The organism is Natronorubrum bangense, from assembly GCF_004799645.1.
Lineage (GTDB): Archaea > Halobacteriota > Halobacteria > Halobacteriales > Natrialbaceae > Natronorubrum > Natronorubrum bangense.
Map to the genome: position 1 here is coordinate 557,751 of NZ_CP031306.1, position 25,926 is coordinate 583,676.

At 57.2% G+C, this 25,926-nt stretch carries 23 protein-coding genes and 3 pseudogenes; 19 read left to right on the top strand and 7 right to left on the bottom strand.

From position 1 onward, the window contains the following. The first annotated feature begins 402 nt into the window (after nt 1-402). On the top strand, nt 403-1,122 hold the full coding sequence (locus tag DV706_RS18000; protein ID WP_006066892.1) for a DUF2270 domain-containing protein: 720 nt from the start codon (nt 403-405) through the stop codon (nt 1,120-1,122). A gap of 307 nt (nt 1,123-1,429) precedes the next feature. Here DV706_RS18000 and DV706_RS18005 read toward each other — a convergent pair whose 3' ends face one another. From DV706_RS18005 to DV706_RS18015, 3 genes are all read right to left on the bottom strand, one after another. After that, nucleotides 1,430-1,705, bottom strand: coding sequence for a DUF3006 domain-containing protein (locus DV706_RS18005; RefSeq protein ID WP_006066891.1), 276 nt, complete (start codon nt 1,703-1,705; stop codon nt 1,430-1,432). Then, nucleotides 1,705-2,937 carry a ComEC/Rec2 family competence protein gene (locus DV706_RS18010; protein ID WP_049889865.1) on the bottom strand — a complete coding sequence of 411 codons (1,233 nt, stop codon included), beginning with the start codon at nt 2,935-2,937 and terminating at the stop codon, nt 1,705-1,707. Before DV706_RS18010 ends, DV706_RS18005 begins: the two co-directional genes overlap by 1 nt. Nucleotides 2,938-3,145: 208 nt before the next feature. Continuing rightward, nucleotides 3,146-4,390 (bottom strand): RNA-guided endonuclease InsQ/TnpB family protein, encoded by a 1,245-nt coding sequence (locus DV706_RS18015; RefSeq protein WP_049889864.1) that lies wholly within the window; start codon nt 4,388-4,390, stop codon nt 3,146-3,148. A 281-nt stretch (nt 4,391-4,671) separates the two neighbouring features. Between DV706_RS18015 and DV706_RS18020 the strand changes: the two genes are divergently transcribed. From DV706_RS18020 to DV706_RS22135, 16 genes and pseudogenes are all read left to right on the top strand, one after another. Then, nucleotides 4,672-4,974 carry a hypothetical protein gene (locus tag DV706_RS18020; protein ID WP_006066888.1) on the top strand — a complete coding sequence of 101 codons (303 nt, stop codon included), beginning with the start codon at nt 4,672-4,674 and terminating at the stop codon, nt 4,972-4,974. Continuing rightward, a complete protein-coding gene (locus tag DV706_RS18025; RefSeq protein WP_006066887.1) occupies nt 4,975-5,487 on the top strand; it encodes a hypothetical protein in 513 nt (170 codons plus the stop codon). 38 nt (nt 5,488-5,525) lie between these two features. Continuing rightward, on the top strand, nt 5,526-5,885 hold the full coding sequence (locus tag DV706_RS18030) for a hypothetical protein (protein ID WP_049889863.1): 360 nt from the start codon (nt 5,526-5,528) through the stop codon (nt 5,883-5,885). 112 nt (nt 5,886-5,997) lie between these two features. Then, nucleotides 5,998-6,378, top strand: a complete 381-nt coding sequence (locus DV706_RS18035) for a hypothetical protein (protein ID WP_006066885.1) — start codon at nt 5,998-6,000, stop codon at nt 6,376-6,378. Beyond that, nucleotides 6,375-6,947 (top strand): hypothetical protein, encoded by a 573-nt coding sequence (locus DV706_RS18040; protein WP_006066884.1) that lies wholly within the window; start codon nt 6,375-6,377, stop codon nt 6,945-6,947. Before DV706_RS18035 ends, DV706_RS18040 begins: the two co-directional genes overlap by 4 nt. A gap of 16 nt (nt 6,948-6,963) precedes the next feature. After that, a complete protein-coding gene (locus DV706_RS21850; RefSeq protein ID WP_006066883.1) occupies nt 6,964-7,134 on the top strand; it encodes a hypothetical protein in 171 nt (56 codons plus the stop codon). 660 nt (nt 7,135-7,794) lie between these two features. Continuing rightward, a pseudogene (locus DV706_RS18045) lies at nt 7,795-8,643 on the top strand (DNA-binding protein). Nucleotides 8,644-8,951: 308 nt separating this feature from the next. Beyond that, nucleotides 8,952-9,242 (top strand): hypothetical protein, encoded by a 291-nt coding sequence (locus DV706_RS18050; RefSeq protein WP_006065952.1) that lies wholly within the window; start codon nt 8,952-8,954, stop codon nt 9,240-9,242. Further along, nucleotides 9,242-9,409: pseudogene (locus DV706_RS21545) on the top strand (DUF7558 family protein); the annotation flags it as partial. The gene DV706_RS18050 and the pseudogene DV706_RS21545, both read left to right, overlap by 1 nt. A gap of 127 nt (nt 9,410-9,536) precedes the next feature. Then, the gene (locus tag DV706_RS18055) at nt 9,537-10,103 is read left to right on the top strand and encodes a DUF7342 family protein (RefSeq protein WP_049889767.1); all 567 of its coding nucleotides are present in this window, start codon (nt 9,537-9,539) and stop codon (nt 10,101-10,103) included. Then, nucleotides 10,096-10,542: a hypothetical protein gene (locus tag DV706_RS18060; RefSeq protein ID WP_006065955.1), complete on the top strand. Its 447-nt coding sequence runs from the start codon at nt 10,096-10,098 to the stop codon at nt 10,540-10,542. The genes DV706_RS18055 and DV706_RS18060 overlap by 8 nt, the downstream gene beginning before the upstream one ends. Before the next feature lie 135 nt (nt 10,543-10,677). Beyond that, nucleotides 10,678-11,034 carry a hypothetical protein gene (locus DV706_RS18065; protein ID WP_049889768.1) on the top strand — a complete coding sequence of 119 codons (357 nt, stop codon included), beginning with the start codon at nt 10,678-10,680 and terminating at the stop codon, nt 11,032-11,034. Nucleotides 11,035-11,225: 191 nt separating this feature from the next. After that, complete coding sequence (locus DV706_RS18070) at nt 11,226-14,669, top strand: hypothetical protein (RefSeq protein ID WP_136350955.1); 3,444 nt, start codon at nt 11,226-11,228, stop codon at nt 14,667-14,669. Then, entirely contained in the window at nt 14,621-14,836 is a 216-nt protein-coding gene (locus DV706_RS18075; RefSeq protein ID WP_136350956.1) for a hypothetical protein, read from the top strand. Before DV706_RS18070 ends, DV706_RS18075 begins: the two co-directional genes overlap by 49 nt. After that, the gene (locus DV706_RS18080; protein WP_006065958.1) at nt 14,833-16,281 is read left to right on the top strand and encodes a patatin-like phospholipase family protein; all 1,449 of its coding nucleotides are present in this window, start codon (nt 14,833-14,835) and stop codon (nt 16,279-16,281) included. The genes DV706_RS18075 and DV706_RS18080 overlap by 4 nt, the downstream gene beginning before the upstream one ends. Nucleotides 16,282-16,523: 242 nt before the next feature. Continuing rightward, a complete protein-coding gene (locus DV706_RS22135; protein ID WP_240756892.1) occupies nt 16,524-17,999 on the top strand; it encodes an ATP-binding protein in 1,476 nt (491 codons plus the stop codon). Nucleotides 18,000-18,047: 48 nt separating this feature from the next. Here DV706_RS22135 and DV706_RS18090 read toward each other — a convergent pair. After that, nucleotides 18,048-18,462 (bottom strand): annotated as a pseudogene (locus tag DV706_RS18090) (PIN domain-containing protein). A gap of 9 nt (nt 18,463-18,471) precedes the next feature. After that, nucleotides 18,472-18,702, bottom strand: coding sequence for a hypothetical protein (locus DV706_RS18095; protein WP_049889771.1), 231 nt, complete (start codon nt 18,700-18,702; stop codon nt 18,472-18,474). 276 nt (nt 18,703-18,978) lie between these two features. On the opposite strand from DV706_RS18095, the gene DV706_RS18100 reads away from it, so the two are divergent. Together DV706_RS18100 and DV706_RS18105 are read left to right on the top strand one after the other, a co-directional pair. Then, nucleotides 18,979-19,680, top strand: coding sequence for a DUF305 domain-containing protein (locus DV706_RS18100; RefSeq protein ID WP_006065961.1), 702 nt, complete (start codon nt 18,979-18,981; stop codon nt 19,678-19,680). 708 nt (nt 19,681-20,388) lie between these two features. Next, nucleotides 20,389-22,650 (top strand): heavy metal translocating P-type ATPase, encoded by a 2,262-nt coding sequence (locus tag DV706_RS18105; protein ID WP_006065962.1) that lies wholly within the window; start codon nt 20,389-20,391, stop codon nt 22,648-22,650. Nucleotides 22,651-24,167: 1,517 nt separating this feature from the next. On the opposite strand, the gene DV706_RS18110 is transcribed toward DV706_RS18105, so the two are convergent. Next, complete coding sequence (locus DV706_RS18110) at nt 24,168-25,010, bottom strand: ABC transporter permease (protein ID WP_136350957.1); 843 nt, start codon at nt 25,008-25,010, stop codon at nt 24,168-24,170. Next, nucleotides 25,007-25,924, bottom strand: coding sequence for an ABC transporter permease (locus DV706_RS18115; protein ID WP_136350958.1), 918 nt, complete (start codon nt 25,922-25,924; stop codon nt 25,007-25,009). The genes DV706_RS18110 and DV706_RS18115 overlap by 4 nt, the downstream gene beginning before the upstream one ends. Between the last annotated feature and the right edge of the window lie 2 nt (nt 25,925-25,926).

The following is a 25,926-nucleotide window of genomic DNA, read 5'->3' on the forward strand; positions in this document are numbered from 1 at the left end:
CTAATGCTGATACGACTGGTTCGGCTACTCTTAGTGAACTATCCCTGCCTACTCAGCCGCTGATACGGCTTCCTTGAGGCAGGGGCTTGATCCCGAAGCTAGCGAGAGAAATGATAAAGAGGAATCCTCGTTCGAGTCCAGCGAACTGCTACTAGTGGTGTTTTAACCTTTGACTTGTGAGTATCAGCATCCGTGCAGTGGCAGATTTGAACTGTGAACAGACAGTAATAGCGTGCAAGACTTAGAGGATCAGTGCAGCACGACGACTCTGTTTGTTTCACACTGCAGTCAATGAATCATCTACTCACTACACGCGCGTACTGTTCGATGTTCTCCAGTACATGACATTCAGATTGTGCTGTCGCCATAACTGCTTATAAATCGGGGAGATGTCTCTTCTCTATGACCGATTCAAGTAGCGACGAGTTCGACCCAACAGCACCAGATCAACGGGAGATCGGTCGTGAAATGGTTGACGACAGTACGGGACTCGGTTCGGTGATGGCCCACGCCTATCGCGGAGAGATAGACCGAGTGGGGACGTGGCGCCAGCGCCTCGACGAGACGACGACGTGGGCGGTGACGCTGATGGCAGCAATCTTGACGTGGGCGTTTTCGAGTCCCGATAACCCACACTATATCTTGCTGATCGGGATCGTTGTTGTCACCATCTTTCTGGGAATCGAAGCACGGCGGTACCGGGACTACGACGTCTTTCGCTCTCGTGCTCGAGTCATCCAAGAGAACCTGTTCGCAAACGCCCTCGATCCGTCCCAAGGCATTGAAAGTCACGACTGGCGAGCGGAACTGAGCAGGGATTATCGCAGGCCGACGCTGAAAGTCTCGGTATACGAAGCACTCGCAAACCGGCTCCGGCGTGTGTACCTTGCGCTGCTCAGTGTCCTCTTGGTCGCGTGGGTCTTCAGGATTACAGCGTTCGCGCCACGCCAGGACTGGCTGACAACCGCTGAAATCGCCCGTATCCCCGGAATTGCTGTGGTTGCCGTTGTAGGTGTGTTCTACGTCGTACTCCTTGGCGTCACCTTCTGGCCCCACGAGCGCCATGCCAAGGGTGAATTCCGTGAAGGAGACCCGGACGACTGGAAAGAGACGGACCGATAAATTCGTTCCCTGTACTGAGCCTTCGACCTTCCGCGTTGATCGCTCCTCAGTCCGTGCGACATTCGCGCTGTGTATCTTGCAGGGCTTCAGAGAAATGAGTTTGAACTGGCAGTTTGATCGTAGGATGATGTACTCACAAGTTCACGGTTGAAGCTACACTCAGTGGTCATCTTGGATGAGCCGCCGATAGTCCTTCAAACCTCGTCTCTTTTGATCACACATCGTGATCGATACGCACATGTAGTGACCGAACTCCTGAACCGATTTCTGATGGAATTCTGAATAAAGTAATCACACTACTCTGCTGTTAGTCCCGATCCGATAACTTCGTCGAGAGACGATCGAGGCGCTCCTGTGCAGACTCCTTGCGAGACTGTGTGACTTCAGGAAGGTATTCGGCTTCGCAGGGTTCGCTTGCTTCGACAGTGATTTCGAGAACTGACCCTTCGTGCTGAGCCGCTGGTGGCAGCCTCGTTACGTCGACGTCGAGTTGGTCGACAGTCTCGCCGTTCTCCTCGAGCAAGAGCACCGCTGTTTGTCCGTCGACGATCCGATCGAGGGTCGCAGTGTAGGTTTCGGTCATTAGCCGACTAGTGGTGCTGTAGGCACGTCAATCGGGTGGGTGATCGACGCTTGGGTGTCGTCATCGTCAGCTGGTTTCTCCTCGAGGAGGTCCTCTGCATCAGTCGAGAACTCGTGTTCCGTCTCGAGTTCGACATCGTTCCCGTCAGTCGTGAGGACGACGTCGCCGTGAACGGCGGTCCAGTACGTTTCGATTCCTCGATCAGCGAAGTCCTCGAGAACCTCATCATGTGGATGTCCATACTGGGAGTCGTACGCACTCGAGATGATCGCCACGTCCGGTGTGACTTGGTCCATGAACGGCGTTGTCGAGGACGTCGTCGAACCGTGATGGCCCGCCTGATACGCGTCTGCCTCGAGTTGGTCTCCGTGTTCGTCGACCATCCGTTGCTCCGCGGCGGCTTCCGCATCGCCGGTGGTGAGATAGGAGAACTCACCGAACTCGATCGAGAGTACGACACCGTTATTATGAAGGTCTGAACCCGAGTCTCCTTCGGGTGGGTTGAGCACGTCGACGTTCGCGTTGCCGAACTCGAAGTGATCGCTATCTTCGACAATCAGCAGTTCGACGTCGTAGTCTTCAACGGCGTCGAGATATCGCTCGTACGTCTGGCTCGTGTGGGCAACGCCAGAGTCGTAGGCCGTGCCGATGCCGTCCCGTTCGGTTTCGTAGTGCTCGATGATCGCATCGTGGCCGCCGATGTGGTCAGCATGCCCGTGTGTTGCGACGAGATGGTCGATTCGATCGACATCCTGGTCCTCGAGATACTCGATCACATCGGAGCCTCCTTGACGCCAGTCGCCGGAGTCGATGAGCATCGTCTCACCAGAAGGTTCGATCAGGAGCGTGGCGTCGGCCTGGCCGACATCGATATGATGAATCTCGAGTTCACCGTCGACATCGGGACCATCACCTGAGTCGGGTTCATCGGCTTCGCTTTTGTCGGTCTCCTCTGGATCGCTTTCGTTCTCATCGGCTGTGGTATCGTCTCCAGCACCATTCGAATCGATATCTTCGAGGTCATCATCTGCGTCAACTGTCGGCTCATCAGTCTCCTCTGGATCGGTTTCATCCCCATCGGCTGCAGTATCATCTTCAGCACCGTTCGAATCGACATCTTCGAGGTCATCATCTGCGTCAACTGTGGGCTCATCGGTCTCTGTCCCACCATCAGCACAGCCCGCAAGAACGAGCATTGCTGCGACAAGGACTACTAAGAGAAGTCGTTTCACTACCTGTGTGATTCGGTTGTCGCCACATGATCGTTCGGTATTCCATGAGGCAAAGCAGAGATCTAGACGGTAAACTACCCCACCCTACTTCGCTCACCGCATACGCGGTTCGCTCGTTGAGGGTAGCGTGGGACCGACGGTCCCACGGACTATGCGAACGGGCCTGCGGCCCGTGAGCAGATGGGGCTTTGATGTGGACTCCCAGCAATCAGTCGCCAGCAATAGGCTGGTAACTCTCGCCGTTCATCGCCCCACCATTCACACGCACGTCTACTGGTGCGTCTCCACTCCCCGACTTGGGCGAGGAACGGAGGCTGTGTGTCTGTTTCCGGGCGTATCGCACCCCGATATTCTTCGCTGCATTGTAGTCCGCGTTGACCTCGTAGCCGCACTTCTGGCACTCGAAGTGTTCTCCGTGGCGGTTGTCCTCATGCGTGAACCCACAGTCCGTCCGAGAACAGCGTTGGGACGTGTGGTTCGGCCCGACTTCCTTCACGGAGACGCCCTGTTCGGACGCTTTGTACTCGACGTACTCGGCGAGGCGTCGGAACGCCCAAATGTGGTGCCACTTCGCGTATGGCAGCCGCTCTCGAATGTCGGTTAACTCCTCGAACACGATCACGTTGCAGTCGTGTTCGACGGCTTCCTCGACGATCTCGTTGGCGACGGTGTGGATGTACTGTTTTCGCCACGCTTCTTCACGCTTTCCGAGGCGAAGGAGAGCGTTGTGCGCGGCCTGCGTGCCGCGCTGTTGCATCTCACCACGCCGCTTCTCGAACTCGTGGCACCAATGATCGTAGTCGTCCCCCTGCCAGAAGCGACCGGTTGAGGAAACAGCGAGACTGTTGAGGCCGAGGTCGATACCGAGGACTGTTTGGTGCCCGGTATCTTTCGAAACCTCGGACTCGTCGTCATCGTACTTCCGGGTTGTAATGTGGAAGTAGAACTCGTCGGTCGCCTTGTCGTATTGCAGTGTACTCGCCCGGAACTCGTACTCCTCCGAAAGAACGTACTGTTCGTAGGGCGTCGGGCTGTCCGCCGGGAGTTCAAACTCACACTCAACACGCCCGTTGACGGTTGAGAGCGAGACTTCGTTCCGGTAGAACGTCGCACTCCGCTTGTCATAGAGCATACTCCACGACGTGAACTCCGGCTGGCTCACACGTTTACCCTGCTTCCACCGTTCAACGACGCCTTTCGTTGCTTGGACGGCACGTCGGATGGCTTCTTGGACGAGGTTCGCGGTGAGTTCAGTTTCCTCTCGCAGTTCCTCATAGAGCGCATCCCGTGCGGTCGTGTTCGCCGTAACGCAGTTCGTGTAGGAGCGATCGTTCCAACAGAACTCGGCGGCTCGGTTCGCGCAGTGAAGGAACTGACGAGCTGACTCGTGGAGGTCGTCGCGCCGCTCATCAGGAACGATGAGTTTGACCGGCGCGGTTCGACGCACCTCTATATTTCAGATTTAGAGCTAGCGGTTCTTAAGTATTTGGGAGTCAGGTGGCCGCAGTATGCCGGTTGTATCGTACCATGTCGGTTTCCTCACCGACCTACTCGCTCGCTTCGCTCACTCCTTGAGGTCGGAGGCTCCACCTTGCATAATGCTGAAAACCCCTGACGTGCTCGAAGTACATCGTATGTCTGGCCGTTGAGCTGGGAGTTCACCGATACAGCCACATGTGGCTCACATCGTACACACGAAAAGGGCTAAGTAAGCTGGCTCACAATGTACACATAATGGGTAGCGATAAAAAGCGCGTCCAGTTCCGAGCGCCGCACCGGCTTATCGATCGAACCGATGCACTCGCGGACGTCCTCGGAGAGGATCGGACGGATATCCTCGTGACTGCGCTCCGGGAGTACCTCCAGGAAGCCGCTCACGACGACATGCTCACCCAAGAAATCGCGGCTGCCTACTACGACGATGAAATCTCCTTTGAGCAGCTCAAAGCACTCGTCGGCGCTGAAGAGGCGGCGAATCTCCGGGTGCTGAAACAGCAGCTAGACGAGGACTTCATCGACGAGGCCGCCGACGCATAGATGTCACAACTTATTACAGACACCTCTGCCCTCGTCAGTCTCGGGATCGTTGCTGACGATAATCCCGATCCACTTTCAATCTGTCTGGCACAATACGAGGTGGTCGTCCCAGCAGCGGTCATCGAAGAACTCCGGGAGATCGCCTCGTATGATGACGCGCACGGTCGTGCCGCAACCGTCGTGCTCGACCAAACTGGTACATTCGAGACACGGTCGGTCGACCTCGACGCCGAATTTCCACTCGATGACGGCGAGAACGCTGCTGTCACCCTCGCAAACGAACTCAATGCTGAACTGTTTCTCTGTGATGAGTTCAACCAACTCGGCTTGATTCACGCGTCGCTTGCTGATACCCGGCTCGTGACGACGCCGACCTTGCTCTCAGTTCTCGTTCGAAGCGAGCAGCTGTCAGCTTCCGATGCTCAGATGCTCCTCGATGGAATCAGCAACGCCCGCAGCTGGGACGCGAACAGCTACGTTCAGCGCGCTCGCTCGTTGCTTGAGGAATCCTGACTACCCTCGTGGACCGTCTGTGAGACGGTCCGTCGTTCATCTACAGAGGAAACAAGGCGAGTGCCTCGGGGCTTGACCCCGAGGCGGTTCACACTGTTCGCGAACGCACAGGAAACCCCAGGCACCCATCGGTGGATGATGTGATCGAACTCGTACTCGAACGAGCACAGAACCCACGGGAAGAGCACCAAGACGCTCACTTGGACGAAGCGATGGCGGCAGTCTTCGACAGATATGGGGAGAAGCCAGTCCGAACTGTGATCCACCGTGTTCTCGTCGAACACTACCCGTTCCGTACTGCCACAGTTGACCTCGAGATGCGCAACATCGATGGCATTCGAATCGGAACGACAGCTGGCTGGTTCCTCGAGGAGCTAAACGTAGACCAAGACTGCTGAGGTCATTGAATTCTCTGATGTGCTCGAGTCCCGCGACCCGCTTCCACCTATGCACAAGCTATGTGCATGGTTCGAAAGCGTTATTGGTCTGTGTGCATAACTTGCACATGTAATGAGTGCAAGTGACGAACCTCGACGTGTCCATTTCCAGTCTCCGGAGTATCTCGTCGAGCGACTAGATGCTGTCGCTAGCCTCTTCGATAAGGACCGAACAGATCTACTTGTAGAAGCCATCCGCGAGTATCTCGAGGATACCGCTGAGAGTGAAACGTTCCAGGACTTGGTTGCTGAACGGTATTATAACGACCAACTCGAGTTCGAGACGGTCAAGCAGCTCGTCGGCGCAGAGACTGCACAGCGACTTCGCCTCCTCAAAGCAGATCTGGAGAGTGAACCGTTCGATCTTGCGCCACCAGATGACGTCGACATCTATGCTGGTGAGACCACAACGGTCGATTCCACGAACACGTCTGACACGGCCGGCGAGAAATGAGTGGCGAGTTGCAGCTTCGAACAGTAGTCGCCGATACGAGCGCACTCGTGAGTCTCGCCGTACCTCGTGCTGATGAACGATACGACACAGAGACGTCACCGGATCCACTCCAGTATCTGCTCACCTCGTGTGAGGTCTTCGTTCCACCAGAAGTCGTTTCAGAACTCCGTGATATTGCTCAGTATCACGATATCCATGGAGCGGCGGCGACGAACGTTCTCGCTGCTCGAGACTATTACGCTGTCGAGAACCCGTACGAGCGATCGAACACTCCTGAATCGCGCCCGACATTCGGGCTTGACGATGGCGAAACAGACGGTATCGTCCTTGCGAACGCACTCGAGGTCGATGGCTTCCTGACCGACGAGTTCGGCGGGACGAACTTCGCACTCGTACATGCCGTGCTCACCGGTCCACGGATCATCCCAACACCCAGGCTCATCTGCGACTACGCTCGCAATGGCCACGTGAGCCACGAAGAGGCACGAACGCTTATCAAGGCGATCAGTCCACATCGAAGTTGGGAAAACAGTCCCTATGTGACTCAACTTCTTACTCTGTTAGAGTGAACTGTTCAACACATCGATGACATCAAACACTGGTTTTCCGGCAAAAATCGACGAAGAAGTACGCCAGCTGCATGAGCGATATCTGTCCGCTGAGAGTGACGAAGAACGTCACGAGATTGCCCTCGAGATGGGGAAACTTGACGGGCGCCGGCACGCTGAGATCTACGAAGCTCTCGAGGACAATTAACTTTCTCTGGCCAGTCCTTTACGCAGAGATTGAAAGCCCCTGACGCGCTCGAGTCCCGCGCCTAGCGAGCCGTACGCGTCTCGCTGGCCTTCGCTCGTTTCACTCGCGAAGGTCTCGCTGCGCTCCTCACAGACTACGGTGCTTGCTCTGCGAGACACAAGTGTCTCGCCGATCCCTCGCTCACCTGTTCGCGAGGACGTCGTCGGGGTTCCCCGAGCAACGGAAGACGCTTCGCGCCTTCCGAGCATCGCGAACGCAACAAACGTTCGCTCAGCGCGTCAGCCCCTTTTCATCCCACCCACGTGGACTAATCAACTGGCCGTCAAGGGCGGTTGTTCCCTTCTCAGTAACGGCACGTCCCGCTCGCCGCTTCTGCCCTCCGCTCACTCTCGCTCTTCGGATGCCAGTATTAAGCGCGCTTTCGGTCTTCGCTGCCGCTCAGACACGTAAACGGCTTAAAACTGGCCGCTCGCTCCGGTTGAAGCGCCGCGCGTTACTGGTTGGATCTGTCATCGGCGCGTCTCGCTCGCGCCCTGACGGGCGCTTACGAAGGCGCGAGCGAGACGCGTGTGATGGATGAGTTGGACAGCGAGAGAGCCAGGGCTGGAGAGTCGTGGTGTCGGAAAGACGCCGAGTGAGCGCCTTTGGACGTATAATCCAATGTCTAGTAAGAAGTCGGTTAGCAAGGTTGTTTCGGTCGATGAACAGGCGTACGAGCAGGAAGCGGTTCGGGAAGAGCACGAGGACGTCGTCGACGAGACTCCAGAGTTCCGAGCCACAGTGGAGATGGAGATTCAGGCGAAGGTCGATGCAAACCATCCAGACGGGATCGTCGACACGAGCGAGGATCGGATCTACGGTGTGACCTTGGCTCAGGAAGAGCGTATTCAGGCCAGAGAGGAGGAACTCGAGCGAATCAGTGCACAGGCAGCGTTCGGTCGACAGGAGGGACGAGCGGAACGAACGAGGGCGGTGGTTGAACAGGCACGTCGTAGCCAGCGGACGGTCACGGAAGTCGATCCTCGAGAGAAACTTGAGAGAGCGGAGTTGGATCAGGTCAATCGGCAGGCACAGCGGTTGGCCGAAGACGTCAATGGTGGGTACACACGAGCGGTCATCGCGAAGCGGATCGCCAGTCGGGTTCTCGAGGGTGAAGCGATGTTCGAGGCGGTGATGGATACGAAAGAAGAGATGCAGCATGAGGCAGGGACGATTGTGCCGATTGTAAGACTCGAGTTGATTAGGAGAGGCGAGGTCAGTGTCGAAGGGCGCGTGATCGAACTGTGGGAGCCCTCGAGTCCGAGCATGCAGCAGGTTGGACTGATCGAAGACGAGACGGGACGGACGAAATTCACGATTTGGACGAAGAGCAGATAGACGATGGTGCGAGAAGGTGAGTTGGTGCGGTTCAGGGCGGCGGCGAAGAACTGGTACAATGGACGCTGCTCGATCGCGTTGACTCACTGGTCGGAAATCGTGTTCCCAGAACGCGGTCAGTGGTGGGTGTAGCCGAGAGACCTCTCTTTTTTGCTGATGCCCGATCACCCACTACCCACCTCCCCACCCACCTCCACGTTCCGGGCTGCTCACGGCCAAAGGCCGTTTTCGTTCGAAAGAGCTTCTCTCTTTCGTGATGACGAAAATCTTCGATTTTCGAACCACACTGCCGGGCTTTCGCCGAATTTGCCAGTTCTGGACGCTTATCCGCTCCAGCACGCATCACCTAGTATCTTCGACCCGATTGTGCTTCCAGCAGCGAGTTTTTTGGCGCCATGAGGCATGAGGCGCACTCAATAGTGTGCCTCCATGTGATTAAAATGACTAATCCGAATCCGATTGACGACACTACAGACGATTACAGACAATTCGAAGCTAGACTCGTTGCCCATGATCAGGATGCAACTCGCGTCGTGACAGCGGATATCGGCGACACAGCCGCTCGAAAGCTCGTTACTGAACTTATCGATAACGATCTGGTGACACCAGTCCCTGGCAAGCGGGTGTTCGTCCACGAACCAAGTGGGACCGCTTTTGACTCGAGTACGCAGCTTGCTGTCTTTCATCGGGGCTGGACCGCTGCTCGAGATGCTGACGAGGTAGGTGAGTGATGCAGCAGACACTCACTGGCTGTGTCTTCTGTGACGCTCCACCCGGCGCTGAGTCTGGCGAGGTGCATACGTGGGGCCAAGACGAACGGATCACCCACCCAATCTGTGTCGACTGTGCAATCCAGACGGAGCCGGATTCCAACGAAAGTGATCACTACGCCTGCGATTGAGCAAGAAAATACGTCGATAGTTCTGAACAGAGAACGACGTGACTCGCTGAACGAAGCAGAAATAATTCAGTGTGCGGTAGATATATGGCCGATCACATCGTTAGTTGGATGTAGGTGAGCGCTGATGGACTTAACTGATACTCCCGACGACATTCGTGATCCAACTGAGAGTCCACCTGATTTTACCGAATGGGACTCACCTGAGGAGGTCTTGAAGGGAGGTCCAACGCGAGAACGATTGCTCAGTGTTATTTTGCAGCTACGGACTCCAACAAAAGTGTCCAGAATTGCAGAGCAAGCAGACTGCGATACTGAGACTGCAAGGGACTACCTTGGCTGGTTTACCTCGATGGGAATGACACGTGAGATTTCGGGACGACCTGTGAGATACGAACGCAACGAATCGTATCTCCAGTGGCGCAGAGTTGAGCAAATCCGAGAGCAATATTCTGAGACAGAGATCGTCAAAGAACTCAAAGAGACGATGAAACAACTCGAGGAGTATCGTGCCCAGTTCGATGCCGACAGTCCGGAAGACGTGTCTCTCATGGATAGCACCGAGGAAGCGTCGGTCGAAGAAGTGTGGGAAGCACTGAGTGAATGGAAAACGCTCAAACACCGTGCAGAGCTGTTAGATACAGCGCGTCAGAACGGCAATCTCTCGAGTGGCGGTGCCAAAGTCGATGTCTGAACGCCGGCCAGCTGACGACGATACTGCCCCAGAGGTCGGTGGCATCGATACCGACATTCTCGAACAAATCGGGCAGCATCTTGAACGAAGCAATCGCTTTGCAGAGACCGTGTTTCAGCCGGAGTACGCACCGAGTTCAGTCGTGGCAGAATACGACATGGGGTACTTTCCAACGGCGATCGAGCGTGCGTATCTCCAGATCCGATGGTACAAGACAGACGATTTCAACATCCACTACTCTGAACAATACGACACTGGCGATCACTGGGAGTGTCGGTGGGACCGCCATCCGAACAATCACAATACCCGCTCGCATTTTCACCCACCACCGGATGCAACGACTCCAGGGGACGATGTCGAGTACGAGGAGGACTGGCGAGATGTGCTCACGGACGTACTCGGCGATCTAGACGATCGAATCGAAGCGTTTTGGGAGTGAGAAATAAGCGGGACACATGTTGAAAGACCGGTCTCTTCAATCCCAGCGCATTCGTTCACCGACTAGGGGCTTAGACAGGATTCTGATAAAGTCAGAGCCCATATTTTGAAAATGACAGCGGTACTCAGTATCGGTATGGAATGTCCTGCGTGTGGCGGCCCCGTCACGATGGAAGTAGGGCCGAATCAGCCGCTCACAGCATCAGTGGCCGATGCACTGCTTGCTGCCGACGAAAACGAGCAAATCGTCGTCACCCGAAATTGCTGGGCGTGTGGATGGAGTGAAGAACGGTCGGTATCCATTGACTCGATCGAGACAACTGAGGGAGAGGCCCATGCTATCGAGCGAGCTACGCTTATCGACGACATCATGAGTGAGGCCACGGAGATTGATAATCTCGCAATGCTCGAAGATGCCCTCGCCGAAGTACGCCATCTGCGTCGTCTCGAGACTGCTGTATCTGGATCAGCTGACGATGCCGACGATGAATAGGTGCTACTTATGACTGATAGCGACGCCCTCTACGACGTTCGTGAACGAACCGGAAACCCCGAACACGCATCGGTTGACTCATAATCGTTCCTATTAGTTCGCTGTTCATTCTACACTCACAGACTTAATGTGAATACAAATACTAATCGCTAGGAAGATATTTGTTACTTGGTACCAATAAGTATGTTGGAATGTCGATCAAAACTTACCTCACCGACGCTGGGAACGATCCGGATGCGGTGTCCGAGTATCTCCGGACACTGGGCTACGACGAAGAACAAACGAGACGCCTCCTCGAGGACGGTGGTGTCGTGGCACGACACCGATCAGTAGACGAAGCCCGGAAGCTCTCCGCGGAACTCGAGCGCTACGGTGCGACGACGGCTATCGAAGCGGTCGACGAGTCCAGTGACGACCGAACCGTTGACAAACCGGAGCGGCTGCTCGACTTCGACGAAATGAAAGTCAGTGATGAACAGTCGGCACAAGAGCGTGCGACGTCAGACCGAGAACAGCACCCTGACCGAGAGCCGGCAGTCGATGAGTCGGTCAGCGAAGCGGAGACGGCAGCGCAATCGAACGACGCCGATGAGGGCTCGAGTGACACCGACCGCGGCACCGACGGGCCGGTGGGAGACGACGCGGGGGGGCACCAGGTTTCCGATGAGATTGGGACCGAGATACTCGACTTCATGACGGTTCGCCGTCCACCGACTGTCGAGGAAGACACAATCGATGTCACCCACGTCATAGAGAGCGATGGAGACGGGATCGCTGATGGGATGTCTGATCCCGAGGCGTTGTCGGCGTGGGCAGCGAAATATCGCTCCTCGAACGTGTACGTCTCGGCTCTGTCGGATCTCGAGTTGCCACTCGAATCACTGGACGAACAGCTCGACGACGAGGCATCGCTCGCAGCTGTCGCTCGGACAGTTCGTCGGCTCACCGATCGCGAGCCGACGGAGCTTCTCGAGAGCGAGTCGGTCCAACGCGAACGGGAGCGCCTCGCAAAGAGCCTCGCCTGTCAAACGGCGCTTCCGAACCCAGATCAAGCGGAGTATGGGGCACAGCTCACCGGCCTTCGGCTGCTGGACCTGATCGAGCGGGCGTCGACGGACCCGACGGATGTCGGCGGTGCAGTTGGGCTGGCTCGTGGCCGGTCGGTTACGGTCCCATCCACGCTGAATCCGGCGGCACGGCTCGGCGACCGGTCATCGACCGTCGACGAACCGGCTACCGATGGTGAATCGTCCAGAGTCTACCGTGCTCTTCGTGATGTCAAGCTCGCACAACAGGATCTCGCGTCGGTGGAAATCGAAACCGAGACACCTGAGAGCGAATTCGACGACACCGCCGTCGACGCGCCGCGTACCCGCTTCGATCGAGGACCCACGCCGCCGCCGACCGGAGACGCTGGTGGACTGGCCAATCGGGTTCTGTCGATACTGCCGAGCAAATCGACCGATCAGCAACGGGCACGAACACCCCCATCGACAACCAGACAGCAGCCGACCGAACCATCGACAATATCTGATGCCGCACGGCGGCCATGGACGATCACGGGCGAAACGGAAGCGCAACTCAGCCCAGAGACGAAGTCGCTCTTGACCTCGGCGTCGATCAGTTCCGGTGACGAGATTCAGTTACCGCGTGCGAGTGACCACCTCGATAGACGCGAGACTGAACTCGGCACCTCGCTGTACTCGACACTTCTGGGCGACGGTCGCTCGAGTGCGGCACAGATTGGCACGTATCACTACGCATCGTCGGCGATCTCCCCAACAGCCCAGTTAGATCTGAATCTCCCGATCGTCCTCGATCGCGACATCATCGACGTGGATATCCTGACTCCCTGGAACGCCGACGACGGGAGCATCGAATCCATCCCGAACCGCGGTACGGTCCGCCCACTCGGTGTCGGAGAAATGAAAACCATCCGACAGCAGCTGAAAGGCTACGAGCTCGGCGAGATCGGCCACATCGAGAACATCCTCGAGGGCGAGCACAAAGAACGGACTCACACCAAGACGACGACCTCGGAGCGGACCCTCTTCAGCGAAACGGAGATTGATGCCACGGCGGAGAACCATCTCCAGACGACCGAGCGCTTCGATATGGAGCGCGAGACCGACGAGGTAATCGCCGAGCAGTCGAGAACGAGTGCTGGAGTGACCGTATCGGCCAGCTACGGACCGTCCGTCGAGGTCGACACGAACGCGTCCTACAGCCGTGCCAGCAGCTCCGAAGCGGCGAATCAAGCTGCGCGAGCGTACTCTCGGGAGGTAACCGAGAAGGCGGTCGAACGGGTGAAAAAGCGCACGCTCGAGAAGGCTCGAGAGCTGACACGGCGAGAGATCGAGGAACTGAACCGACACGGCATCGATAACGCAGACGGATCGGGACACGTCACTGGGGTCTACCGATTCGTCGACAAGGTGTACGAGGCGCGTGTCCACGAGTCGACCACTGACCGGATGCTTATGGAGTTCGTCGTGCCCGAGCCCGGCTCGTTTTACCGCGAAGCGAAGGCTCACCATCCCGCCGATGACCTGCGCGTCGATCGGCCAGTTGAACCTCGCCACATCACGGGAATCGAGGAGCTACTCACAGACGACACGGTGGACGAAGACCGCTTCCAGGAGGAGGTTGCAGCGCTCTCGGCGTCCGCACGACAGCTCCAACCAACCGATCTCACAAATGCGAACTATCTGTACTACGCTGCACGCTACGGCGCAGAGGTCAGCCCGCCACCACAACGATACGAACACGTCTCGGAGACGTTCTCGAAGCCGACGGGTGAGATGACCCATTTCGAGACTGCGTCGATCCCGGTCGACGACGGGTACGCCGCGACGAAAGCCCTCGTGAGTATCAGCTACCTTCCCGGAGACCCGGACTCCGAGATCGTCCAGCTCACAGCACTAGACGTTCACGTCGGAGATAGCCACGTCGACACGTACACTGGTCCGTACTTCGGTACCATCGATCTCGACGACTGGAAGGGATCTGTCCCGGTTATCGTGTCTGCCTGGAGCTTTGGATGGGCGGTGTCAGTATCGCTGTTCTGTGAGCGGACCGACCGGGCATTCGAGGAGTGGCAGCTCGAGACGTACGACGCAATCATGCAGGCCTACCGCGAACGGCAGGCGTCGTACAACGAGGCCGTTGCCGCCGCAAGTCGGCAGGGTGGGATCGACGTTCGAGGCCAGAACCCCGAACGAAACCGAGAGATCGAACAGGACGAACTGAAGAAACATGCGATTGCGATCCTGAAGAACGAACACGTCGATATGAGTGCGTACGAGGATATGGGGCTCGACCACCCCGACTCCGAGAACACATTTGCCGAGCTCGTGACGTTCTTCGAGCAGGCGTTCGAGTGGTCGGCGCTGACCTACGTCTTCTACCCCTACTACTGGTCACCCGCCGAAGACTGGCTCACCCTGTTGAGTATCGAGGACACCGACCCGTTGTTCGCGAACTTCCTCACCGCTGGCGCTGCTCGGATGGTCGTCCCAGTTCGGCCGGGACTCGAGGCTGACATCGCGTACTATCTCCAGTACGGTCAGGTCTGGAAGGGGAGGGGGTGCCCGAGAGCACCGATGACCGATTCGTCCCGATTCTCGAGGAACTGAACGGCGATACGGACGATGGCTATAAACCGATCGGTGAGCCGTGGGAGGTCACCGTTCCCACAAATCTCGTTGCACTGCAGGATGACGGCTCGATGCCCGAATTTGCGCCCATCGAGTGGGGCGATACCGACTCGGCTGCCGCGACTGACGGAGGGGCCGAAGAATGACCGACTCGGCACCCACAGGTGCCGACGACTGGATCGACTCCTCAGCAGCGGCTCCCGACGGCGGGAGAGACGCCATCTCCTCGAGTTCCACGTCCACTATCGGCTCACTCCACTCGGATCAGGTCACGCATCTCGTCTTCAACGGCGGCGGTGGAAAGGGACTGGCCTACTTCGGATCGTTGGCCGTCTTAGCGCATCTGGGCGTTCTCGAGGAGACGAACGAGGGACGCGGCGTGGTGGCCACCCGCGGTGTCGACTATGTCCTCGGCGACCAGATCACGGGAATCGCCGGGACGTCGGCTGGTGGTATTACTGGGGCACTGTTGGCCAGTGGATGGGGGATCCGCCGCTGTCTCGAGGTAATCACCGACGAGGAACTCATCAGCGAGTTCTACGACGATCATACGCTGTTCGAGCGGCGACGACCCATGGCCATCGAGCCCACCCAGCGGCAGCCGACACAGTCGGGCCATCGACAGAACTGTGCCGTCGACTCGTTCGATCTGACAAGCGGTGCAGTGTGGAGCGGACTGACTGGTGCACTCGCGTGGGTGAACCGGCCAGAGGATCTGACGCAACTCGTCAATCAGACCGCTGCAGCCGCACTGAAGCCACTCGCATGGGTCGGTGCGACGGCCATCGCCGCGAACGCCATTCCGTACGTCCGAAACCTGTTCTCGGACTACGGGCTCTTCGCAGGCTGTGGTGCGCGGAATTTTCTCGACGAATCGCTTGCGCGGGGATCGGCAGCTGCCATCGGCGATCCCGGCCGATTCAGTGAGTTCCTTGGTCAGACCTTCGAAGAGCACCATCGGATTCACGGCATCGACGTGGTCGTCACGGGAACGAACATTGAGGCACCGAACGGCGGGGACGCCAGCACGTACTTCGGTCGACCCCACGGGATGGGTGAGATGCGGATGGCAGATGCGTTGCGGATCTCGATGGGCTTCCCGTTCGTCTATATGCCCACAGTTATCACCGAGGCGGAGTTCGTCGACGAACGCTATCATGGGACCTGGATCGACGGTGGCGTGTTGAACAACTATCCACTCAACGCGTTCAACACCACCGAAGACAGATTACCCGATGGAGTCCTTGGCTTCCGTCTGGTAGAGGTCGACGACACCGAAGACGGCGTCGGCACCATCGACTCCTTTCAGCGCTATCTCGGTGCGTTCGTTGGAACCTACCTCGCCAACAGCGAGAAGGGCCAGATTCGGACCCGTCGACACGAGGCTCGCACCGTGACCTTGCCCATCGAGGAACTGACGACACTGAATTTCTCTCCCAGCGACCAGCAGCTTGCGGTGGACGTCGTAAACGCTGCTGAGGCAACCATGGCGTACTTCGGTAGCGAACTCGTCGACGGGACACCTCTTCGCGAATATGATGCTGCAGAGCTGGTCCAGCAGTATCTCGGGCTTCGTGTCGCCTACGAGTAACATCCGCTGGACCCGCGATTACCGACGTTTCAGTCATGTGTATCAAATCGGATACGGACAAGGGACCGACTAGAACGCAGAATAGAGCAGTCCTCACTCAAGAGTGAACACCATTTGGATGTCCTCTTCGCCGTGCTGGAGTGGATCGAAGATCGAGTCCAGACATCACATGCCTAGCAGAATATCGGTGCGCGAATGTGGCACGAGATTCGGCTTGATCTGCGAAAGTGGTGATCGTTCAGGTGAACAACACGATCATCCTTGATGACGGTGCTGGCGTCGACCTCGAGTCGACCGAGGGTCGACGTAACCTGTCGGTGCTTGGTGCGGGAAGCAAGCAGCGTTCTGACGACGAGACAATCGGTGAGTGGGGAATCGGCAAGGGGGCGATCATCGCGAAGGGCGCGGTTCGCATTTGGAGTCACGACACTGCACTGTGCTTTGACTATCGAGATCAACGCGACTCGGGACCGTGGGCAGATGTCAGCAGTCGCGATGGCCAACTCGTGAACGCTGAACATCATCTCGAGGGGATGCTCGTCGAGATCGATCACTACGAGGACGAGGTTCCCGATCCAGACAGTTACCGCTGGCGGCGCTACGTCCGCGATCTTCGCAAGCGGTTCGCGTATGTCCAGTCACGGACGGACGTCTCGGTCGTGATCAATGGCGAACCGATCGACAAGGGCGATCCACTCGAGGCGGTGGCCGACTCACCACACCCGTCGATCACACGCGAAACTGAGGATGCGATTCTCGCACTCGAGTACACGCCTCACGAGGGACTCGACATCTACAGCAACGGACTGTACGTGACGACAAAGCGCGAGTACGGCATTGGTGGGATGATCGTCTCGAAGGGGAATCTGACGCTGAATTTTGCGCGTAATGAAACCCAGTCTGGTTGTGAGCGCTGGCAGCGGATCAACAACGCCCTCGAGCAGGCTCGTGACGATCTGTATGCGGATGTCTCGGATGACCGGCTGACTGCTGAGAGTCGGGAAGTGATGGTTGAAGCGATGGCATCCGAGTCAGAATCGGACGAGCAGTGGGCCGATCGCAAGCTGTTCCAGTTGGCAACCGAGTCTCGCATCAGTCTCGAGGAGATCCAGTCAGCTCCAAGCATTGGGTGGGTTGACGGTGCCCAGAAAGGTGCGGACAAACTCGTCGAGCGTGGCTACGTCGTCCTCGATACGAGTGATGCGGCAACCCAACGGCTTCACGCTCTCGCCAGCGACGAGAACATATCGATAGTGGTGCCAGAGACGTTTGATGTTGGCGAGCGGGCAGAATCTGAGGGTGTGTGGACGGGCTATCATCGCATCGAGGATGAATCGCAATTGAACGCTGACCAGCAGCGGTATCTTCGCTTCGCTCGAGTGCTTGCAAGGGAACTTGGAATTGAGCGAGATGTGTACTACGGCGAGGCGAGCGCCGATGCCTGGACTGATGGCAGGACGCACATCGTGATCACCGACTCGGCCGTGACGAGCCGCCAGCGTGCCGTCTGGATGCACGATCTATATCTGGTGATGCTGCACGAAGCAGCTCACGACACCTCGAGTCGCGATCGGCCCTCTCATGGACATCACTTCAAGAGCACGTTTCGGTCGCTCGTTGAGGATCCAGGTAATCGGAGTTCGTTCGCGGAACTTGTCCAGCAGGTCGTCGATGAAGGATTCGGGTCCGTGTTCGAATGGTACGGGGTGGGGTGCTAGCAGAACGTAGTCATCGCTTCTGGCCAAGTTCGGTAATGATTCGCCGAGCTAGAGCGTGTCAAACGAGTTGATCACATCACTCCTCGAGTACGTATCGACTATGTCTTGTTTGTCAAAGTCAGAATCGTCGCTCCAGATGGCAGTATCGCTGACGACCGCACACGCGAGGTACAGCACGTCGTCGGGGTCGGTGTCTCCGATTGCTGCGTCTGCCCTCTCGATAGCCGGATAGAAGTCGTCGATAAGGACGACCTCAATGTACTGGAACAGGAGGCCGGTGAACTGTGCCACTCGATCCGGTTCCATTCCGGATTTTCTACGATCAGGTCTTCGTAGTTCTTGACCTCGTCGCGGACAAACGCGGGCTCAAAAGATCTGGTTCGAGTGTAACGATGAGCTCCCGCGTTTTCGAGTCAGCGATGAGTGCAGAGATGACGACGTTGGCGTCAATGACCAGTTTCATTCGTCGAGTCTACGCCGATTCTTCTTCGACGCGCTTTCGTCCACGTTCGTTGATTGTATCAGCGATTTCCTGAACGTCACGCTCGGTGAGTTCGCTCTCGCTGGTGAGTTCGTCCATCATTTCGAGCGCTTCGATCTTCTCCTGGATGGCCTGTCGCGTGACCTCGCTCCAGTTGATCTCCGGATGCTTTTCCATTCGCTCTTTGAGGTCGTCGTCCACGTTAACCGTGATACTGGGTATACAGAAACCTACGTAGACACAGAATACTGTGTCTCTCGGTGCGTCCGTTTCCTTGCACGTAGAAGTCTCACGGTACAAAGGCCAACCCGCTCGACAGTCGAATTGGGTCCGGTGTTCGCGTTTTGTCCGAATCCAGGTACTGTGGACTCGAATTCCGGTAGTACCACCTATCGCAAATAGCCAAGCACGACAAAAGGTTGCGTATTCCAGTCCGCATTATATCAGATAGGTGGGTGGAATCATAATACTATGGCGGCTAATCCAACACGACGTCAGATGCTCTGTGCGACTGGAGCCGCGAGCACGGCCGGATTCGCGGGCTACGTGACCACTGGGAGACAGGACGACGAGGATGAGGACGAAGACACCGAATTCAACGCCGTGGACGTCATGTTCGTACGGATGATGATCCCACATCACGAGGGGGCGATCCAGATGGCCGAACTCGTCCCGGCGCGAACCGACCGGGAAGAATTACGCGATCTCCGCACCGAGATAATCGAGGAGCAAGAAGCCGAGATCGATCTCATGTGTGAATTGCTCGACGATGCCGGCGTCGCTGGTTGTGATGAGGTAGGGGGCATGATGCCCCACGAGATGGGAGAGATGATGCGCGGCAACGGGATGCACGGTAACGATGACGAGATGCACGACGACGATGAGATGGGTAACGGAATGCACGACGACGATGAGATGGGCGACGGAATGGGTCCCGACGAGATGGAGGAGATGATGCCGCGAGAGCACATGATGACCCACGACGACAGGCGTGAACTCCGTCGCGCCGAAAACGAGGAGTTCGATTGCCTGTTCGCCGAACACATGATCCGTCACCACGAAGGTGCCGTCGCAATGTCCGAACACATCTTGAACGAGGGTGAATCCGAGCGCATTGCCGACCTCGCGGACGATATTATCGACGCCCAGCAGGAAGAGATTGAACTGATGGAGGAGTGGCGAAATGACTGGAATTGTTGATTTTTGACATCCTCCTCCGCGTAAACGCGGAGGAATCCCGAGCGGTGGGAGTTTCAGGTTCGCAACCATGACTCCGCCACTTTGCGGGAGTCCGCATCTAACCCAGCCATCGTGACGGTGGCTGCCTGGCCATGCCAAGTGGCCGTTACTCCTATCCTCGGCGTCGTCGACGTTCGTGGTTGTTTTCGCTCGGCGAACGCTGAGTCAGCGTCAACAGACTCGGAGGTATCGTGGGCTTGTTGAAACAGGAGGCACGCGACCGCACTCTTCTGGAATGCGGTGTTCACCGCCTGCCTTTCGGATACTGCCTCGTTACATGGGCGGACAGGCCGTCGTCCGAGAGACTGTATCTCTCGTGATCACGAAAATCTCCGATTTTCGAACGACCTCCGAAGGTCGTTCGGAATCCGCTCCGTTCCGACCTAACCTTACCGACGTATAGAGATTCCTGTAACTTGAACGTTAGGATTGGAAACTCGGCTATGTTCTTGACGGTGGAACGTGGCACTAAGTGACGGCGCGTATCCACAGCCTGAAGGCCGTGGTATTGCGCCTGTTCAGAGTATAACACACCCAATAATTAGGATCCTGTGTGACGAATAACAAGAACAGCGGCCATCATCGAATCCCGCCGTTCGTTCCTCACGGGCGTTTCTTCGGTGAAAGACTCGACGAATTTGGGGAACAGCTGCAACGGAGGCATTACCCATGTCACAATACGATCCCGCGGATACACCTGATTCGCATCACGTCCACGAAGACCAAACACGGGACGAAAAGCCCACCGACCGTGATTGTCCCTGCTGTCGAGTCTGTGGACTGACCACTGAACGGACCGAGCGTCCCGAAGAGCCGCCGGATCGGCACGAACACCGAGAGGAAGAGCACACGGAACACGCTCATGAGCCGTCCGATCACGCACACGAAGATCACGCTGACCAAGAGGCGCACGTCGATCACGCCGGTCATGAAGAGATGTTCAAGCAGCGCTTTTTCGTCTGCCTCGTGCTCTCCCTTCCGGTACTATACTACAGCCCGATGCTCCAGGATTGGTTCGGCTACGCGGCCGTGACGTTCCCCGGCAGCGAGTTCGTCGGGCCAGTTCTCGGTACGATCGTCTTCCTCTACGGTGGAATTCCGTTCCTCCGGATGGGCGCAGTCGAGGCGCGGAACCGCGAACCGGGGATGATGCTGTTGATCTCGCTGGCGATCACCGTCGCGTTCGTCTACAGCGTCGCCGCGGTCGCGTTCGGGATCGGCGAACCGTTCTTCTGGGAACTTGTTACGTTAGTCGTCATCTTCTTACTCGGCCACTGGATCGAGATGCGCAGCGTCCGGCGCGCCTCGGGCGCGCTCGACGAGTTAGCCGAGCTGATGCCGGACACAGCCGAACGGATCACCGAGGACGGTGAGTCCGAAGAAGTCCGCGTTGACGAACTCACTGAAGACGACCTTGTGCTCGTGCGGCCGGGTGCGAACGTTCCCGCTGATGGCGTTGTCGAGGAGGGCGAATCAAACGTCTCCGAGGCGATGATTACCGGCGAGTCCCGACCAGTCAAGAAGGAACCTGGCGACGAAGTGATCGGCGGGACGACTAACCGCGACGGCAGCCTCCGGGTGCGCGTGACCGCGACGGGCGAGGAGACGACGCTCTCAGGTATCATGCGGCTGGTCGAGGAGGCCCAGCAGAGTAAATCGCGGACGCAGGTGCTCGCTGATCGAGCCGCGGGCTGGCTGTTCTACGCGGCAATCGCCGTGGCGGCCGTCACGGCCGTCGCGTGGACTGTCGCTGCCGGATTCGGGTTGACAGTCGTGGAACGGGTCGTCACCGTACTCGTGATCGCGTGCCCACATGCACTGGGACTCGCCGTCCCGCTAGTTGTCGCCATCAACACGACGATGGCCGCGCAAAACGGCATGCTGATCCGCGATCGGATCGCCATGGAAGAGGCACGTAACCTCGATACGATCGTCTTCGACAAGACGGGGACCCTCACAAAAGGTGAGCAGGGGGTCGTCGATGTGGCCACGACCGACGATTGGGATGAGGACGAGCAACTGGCAGTGATGGCTGCTGCCGAAGGCGACTCCGAACACATGATCGCGGAGGCGATCCGTGAGGAGGCCGATGAAAGAGGGCTTTCCGTACCAGGTGTACGCGAATTCGAGGCGATCGAAGGCCGCGGGGTCCGCGCGACCGTTGAAGTCGAAGCGGCGGCGACTCCCGGCGTGGACGGGGATAGCGTGCGAGACGGCGAGACGGTCCACGTCGGTGGACCCAACTTGCTACGCTATCTTGATGTTGAACCGGACGACGACCTCAAAGCGTTCGCCGACGAGGCCGGCGAACGCGGCCAGGGAGTCGTCTACCTGCTTCGAAACGGCGAAGCCGTGGGCGCAGTCGCACTCGCGGACGTGATCCGGGATGAAAGTTTCGAGGCGATCGACGCGCTCCACGAGCTGGATGTCGAGGTCGCAATGCTCACCGGCGATACGGAAGACGTCGCCCGCGCCGTCTCCGAGGAACTCGACATAGACACGTTCTTCGCCGAAGTCCTTCCGGAAGACAAGGACAAGAAGATCATCGAACTCCAAGACCAGGGTAAACTGGTAGCGATGGTTGGCGACGGGGTGAACGACGCGCCCGCACTGACGCGTTCCGACGTCGGAATCGCCATCGGCTCGGGTACCGACGTCGCCGTGGAATCCGCTGATGTCGTCCTCGTGGAGAACGATCCGCGAGACGTTGCACACCTCGTGCAGTTGAGCCGGAAGAGCTACCGGAAGATGCAGGAAAACCTTGTGTGGGCGGCCGGCTACAACGTGTTCGCGCTGCCGCTTGCTGCTGGCGTGTTGGCTCCGATCGGCATCCTACTTTCACCAGCTATCGGTGCCGTCCTGATGTCGGCGAGCACTGTCATCGTCGCAATCAACGCCCAACTCCTGCGAGGGGCTGATATCACAGTATGAGTTGGCCTCCGATCAGTAGCTTACTGATGAGGAAGACCGTTGAGAGACGGTGAGAGACGCTCACGAATTCATTAGCCGGGATGATGTAGTACTTCCACCATTTTTCTTCTTGAGGCTATACCTCAACCGACTCTGGGTGAAATGCAGAAATGAGGATGGACTTGCCACGGACAGATGAAGTGACAGCTGACGGCCTTCGGATGTTTCTCTGGTTCTGTGCGACGATTCATGCTGTTCAGCGAATAAAAGTGGGCGCACCCCCTCAATCTCGAGTCTGTCGAAACGATACTCGAGACGTCCCGTGGACAGCTGTCGTCTTCAGATATCCATCCAAGACCGTCGTTTGCGTAGACTGCCGAGACTGCTCGAGAAGGCATACCAACCCACTAACCAATCGCGATCGCGTGTATCGAGCGTTGTTTCCTGAGAGTGTCGCCCTCTCTCGAGGCTGGAATCAAGCCGGTGTCGGTGGCTGTTGGCCGGCTGGAGTCCACCGGGGTCCGTCCCTCAGATTCGGCCACGAATTGGCCGCGTTGTAGTTGTGGATGACTTCGGGTGAACGACCTCCGATGTCGGTGACCGACTGGCCGTGATCGACGCCTTGATTCGACCCACAGATGCGGTGGTGAATCCACCGCTGTTCGACTGTCGATTCCGACTCGATTTTCGGCCTCCGTTCCGGCTCCGAATCAGCCTTGTCGAGTCACCACTTCGTGGAGGGCCGGCCACCTCCTGATCGTGGCGACAGACTGGACGATCTTCGACCCACGTTCGGTGACCGAATCCAGCGGTTGTATCAGTTTGTCGAGAGACCGTTGAGTGATGACCGTTGGCCAGCTGATCGATGACCACAGACGCGGCGGGACACCGCTTCGAGTTTGAGGGATGAACGTCGCGATCGCCGGTCGGAATCTCTCCATCGAAATCGATCAGCCGGCGAGTGGGGTTTTCCCCGTCGCGATCTCACTGATCGTTGACGTCGACGCAGTTGCGATGGGACACTTGCAATCTGGAGTCTCCGGTGGGAAGTCGGGAAAACGTCTCACTCTTCTGACCATGATCGCCCTCACCGAGAGTCTCCCGAGATCCGGTCGACTCTCTCCTCTCGAATGGCTGAAACAACGGTGGCAAACCGAACGGGGGTGAGATGTTTTCAACCCAATCGGCGACATTATCGCGGAGGCCTGAGCCGAGCTACTAATGATGCTGTTCATCGCTGTCACTGTTGTCACGCTTTTCACACTGGCTGCTACTGTTGTTGCCGTGGCCCTGCTGGTACTGGCTGGGTCGAATACTGCTGACTCAAGCTGTAACTGTTCAATCTGCTCGAGGACGGAAGGCTGCCACTACTGCTTGAGCGGTCAGCCAAAACAGCCGTCACAATGGAGGTTTCCCTTGAGGCTACCAGAGGCGAATTCTGGACGATTTGGGACGTGGAGCGTGTGTCCCGTCTTTGCAGTGTACGGCCGAGCGACCAACGTAGTGAGCGATGCCGAAGACGAAGATGGTTAGTAAGATTACTCAAGTACCCTGGAGGAAAGCCGTTCGGCGGCCGCGGCGATGAGTGCCGAGACGGTGACGATGATCGCTCCGATGGCGTTCACCGTCGGCTCCAGGCCGTAATCGATCATTCCGAAGATGACGACGGGGAGCGTCTGGTTCTGAGTGCTCACCCAAAAGAACGTTTGCGTGAAGTTATCGAACGAGATGGTGAACGCGAAGAACATTCCTGCGATGATGCCAGGAGCAATAAGCGGGAGGGTAACTTCGTAGAAAGTCCGGAGCTCACTCGCGCCGAGGTTCATGGCAGCCTCTTCAACTGATCTGTCGAACTGGTAGAGTTGCGTTGAGACGATCAGGACGACGAACGGTAGGCAAATCAGGATGTGTCCAATGACGAGTGACAGCGTCGTGCCTTGGATTCCGAGTAGATTGAAGAACGTGAGACCTGCAATCCCGGTGACGATCCACGGAACGACAATCGGGACGAGTGTGAACGTGTAGAGGATGTCGGATTGAAGCCAGCGGCTACTAAACCGGCTGCGGACGAGCCCGAGCGCTGCGAGCGTGCCCACGACACCTGCGCCGAGTGCTGAGATGACTCCAATTTGCAAGCTGGTGATAAGAGAGTTGACGATTCGTTCGTTATGGTCTGGTGGGAGCAGATTCGCATACCACTCCAGAGAGAATCCATCCATTGGGAACGAAGGGAACGACTTCGGAGTGAACGACAACACGATCACGACAGCGATAGGTACGTACAGGAACAGGAACAACAACAGGAGATGCGACTTGAAGAGCCGATCGATCATTCCATCTGAGAGATCGATGCGTTTTATAGCTACTCGAATCGGGTTCACGCGTTGTCACCTCCGTACATTCCTTCCAGTCCAATGACGCGGTTGAAAACATACACCAGCGCTAACACGAGAACGGTGAAGATTACTGCGACGGCACTACCGACTTCCCACGACTGGAGTTCAAGGAACATGCTACCGATCAGATTCGCGATCATGCTATTTTGCGCACCACCGAGGAGTTCCGGAACGACGAACGCGCCGAACGAGAGCACGAACACGAGCATTACGCCGGCCCCGACGCCTGGGGCAGACTGTGGAAGCGTAATTTCAATGAACGCTTCAAGTCTGTTTGCCCCGAGGTTCTTTGCGGACTCGATTTGACTCCGGTCGATGTTCGATAGCGAGGAGTAAACTGGGAGCAACATGAAGGGGAGGAACACGTGAACAAGCCCGATCACGACGGCCGGCTTGGTGAACATGACTTCCACTGGGCCGGCGCCGACGAAGCTCAAGAGGTAGTTGACCAGTCCACCGTCACCGAAGACCTGCCGCCATGCGTACGTTCGGATCACGATGTTCATCCAGAACGGCAGGATGAACAGCAGCAAGAACAGGTTCTTGTATTTGATATCCGAAAACGCGAGGTAGTAGGCGGCTGGGTAAACGAGGACGAGGGTTATGACAGTGGTAGCGACGGCGATAACGAAAGAATCCCAGAGGATGGATAGGTAGACCGAACGAGTAAAGAATTCGACGTAGTTGCTGAGCGTAAGTTCGACGCCGACGACCCCATCTATTAACGGGGCGCTTTCAAAGAAACTGTAGCTGATGATAATCACAAATGGGAGGACGAGGAACATCCCAATCCAGAGCACCGCTGGTGCGATTTGTAGGAACCGGAACCAATCTGAATCAAATAACCGGCGGACAATTGAGCGTGTCTCGCTGGGTGGCTCAGTCGTTCGTTTAGCCATCC

Excerpts from the sequence above, each read along its gene's own strand:
- DV706_RS18055 (WP_049889767.1), top strand. The coding sequence starts at position 9,537 with ATGGACTTAACTGATACTCCCGACGACATTCGTGATCCAACTGAGAGT.
- DV706_RS18115 (WP_136350958.1), bottom strand. The coding sequence starts at position 25,924 with ATGGCTAAACGAACGACTGAGCCACCCAGCGAGACACGCTCAATTGTC.
- DV706_RS18050 (WP_006065952.1), top strand. The coding sequence starts at position 8,952 with ATGACTAATCCGAATCCGATTGACGACACTACAGACGATTACAGACAA.
- DV706_RS21850 (WP_006066883.1), top strand. The coding sequence starts at position 6,964 with ATGACATCAAACACTGGTTTTCCGGCAAAAATCGACGAAGAAGTACGC.
- DV706_RS18000 (WP_006066892.1), top strand. The coding sequence starts at position 403 with ATGACCGATTCAAGTAGCGACGAGTTCGACCCAACAGCACCAGATCAA.
- DV706_RS18065 (WP_049889768.1), top strand. The coding sequence starts at position 10,678 with ATGGAATGTCCTGCGTGTGGCGGCCCCGTCACGATGGAAGTAGGGCCG.
- DV706_RS18040 (WP_006066884.1), top strand. The coding sequence starts at position 6,375 with ATGAGTGGCGAGTTGCAGCTTCGAACAGTAGTCGCCGATACGAGCGCA.
- DV706_RS18005 (WP_006066891.1), bottom strand. The coding sequence starts at position 1,705 with ATGACCGAAACCTACACTGCGACCCTCGATCGGATCGTCGACGGACAA.
- DV706_RS18070 (WP_136350955.1), top strand. The coding sequence starts at position 11,226 with ATGTCGATCAAAACTTACCTCACCGACGCTGGGAACGATCCGGATGCG.
- DV706_RS18080 (WP_006065958.1), top strand. The coding sequence starts at position 14,833 with ATGACCGACTCGGCACCCACAGGTGCCGACGACTGGATCGACTCCTCA.
- DV706_RS18105 (WP_006065962.1), top strand. The coding sequence starts at position 20,389 with ATGTCACAATACGATCCCGCGGATACACCTGATTCGCATCACGTCCAC.
- DV706_RS18060 (WP_006065955.1), top strand. The coding sequence starts at position 10,096 with ATGTCTGAACGCCGGCCAGCTGACGACGATACTGCCCCAGAGGTCGGT.
- DV706_RS18035 (WP_006066885.1), top strand. The coding sequence starts at position 5,998 with ATGAGTGCAAGTGACGAACCTCGACGTGTCCATTTCCAGTCTCCGGAG.
- DV706_RS18025 (WP_006066887.1), top strand. The coding sequence starts at position 4,975 with ATGTCACAACTTATTACAGACACCTCTGCCCTCGTCAGTCTCGGGATC.
- DV706_RS18020 (WP_006066888.1), top strand. The coding sequence starts at position 4,672 with ATGGGTAGCGATAAAAAGCGCGTCCAGTTCCGAGCGCCGCACCGGCTT.
- DV706_RS18100 (WP_006065961.1), top strand. The coding sequence starts at position 18,979 with ATGCTCTGTGCGACTGGAGCCGCGAGCACGGCCGGATTCGCGGGCTAC.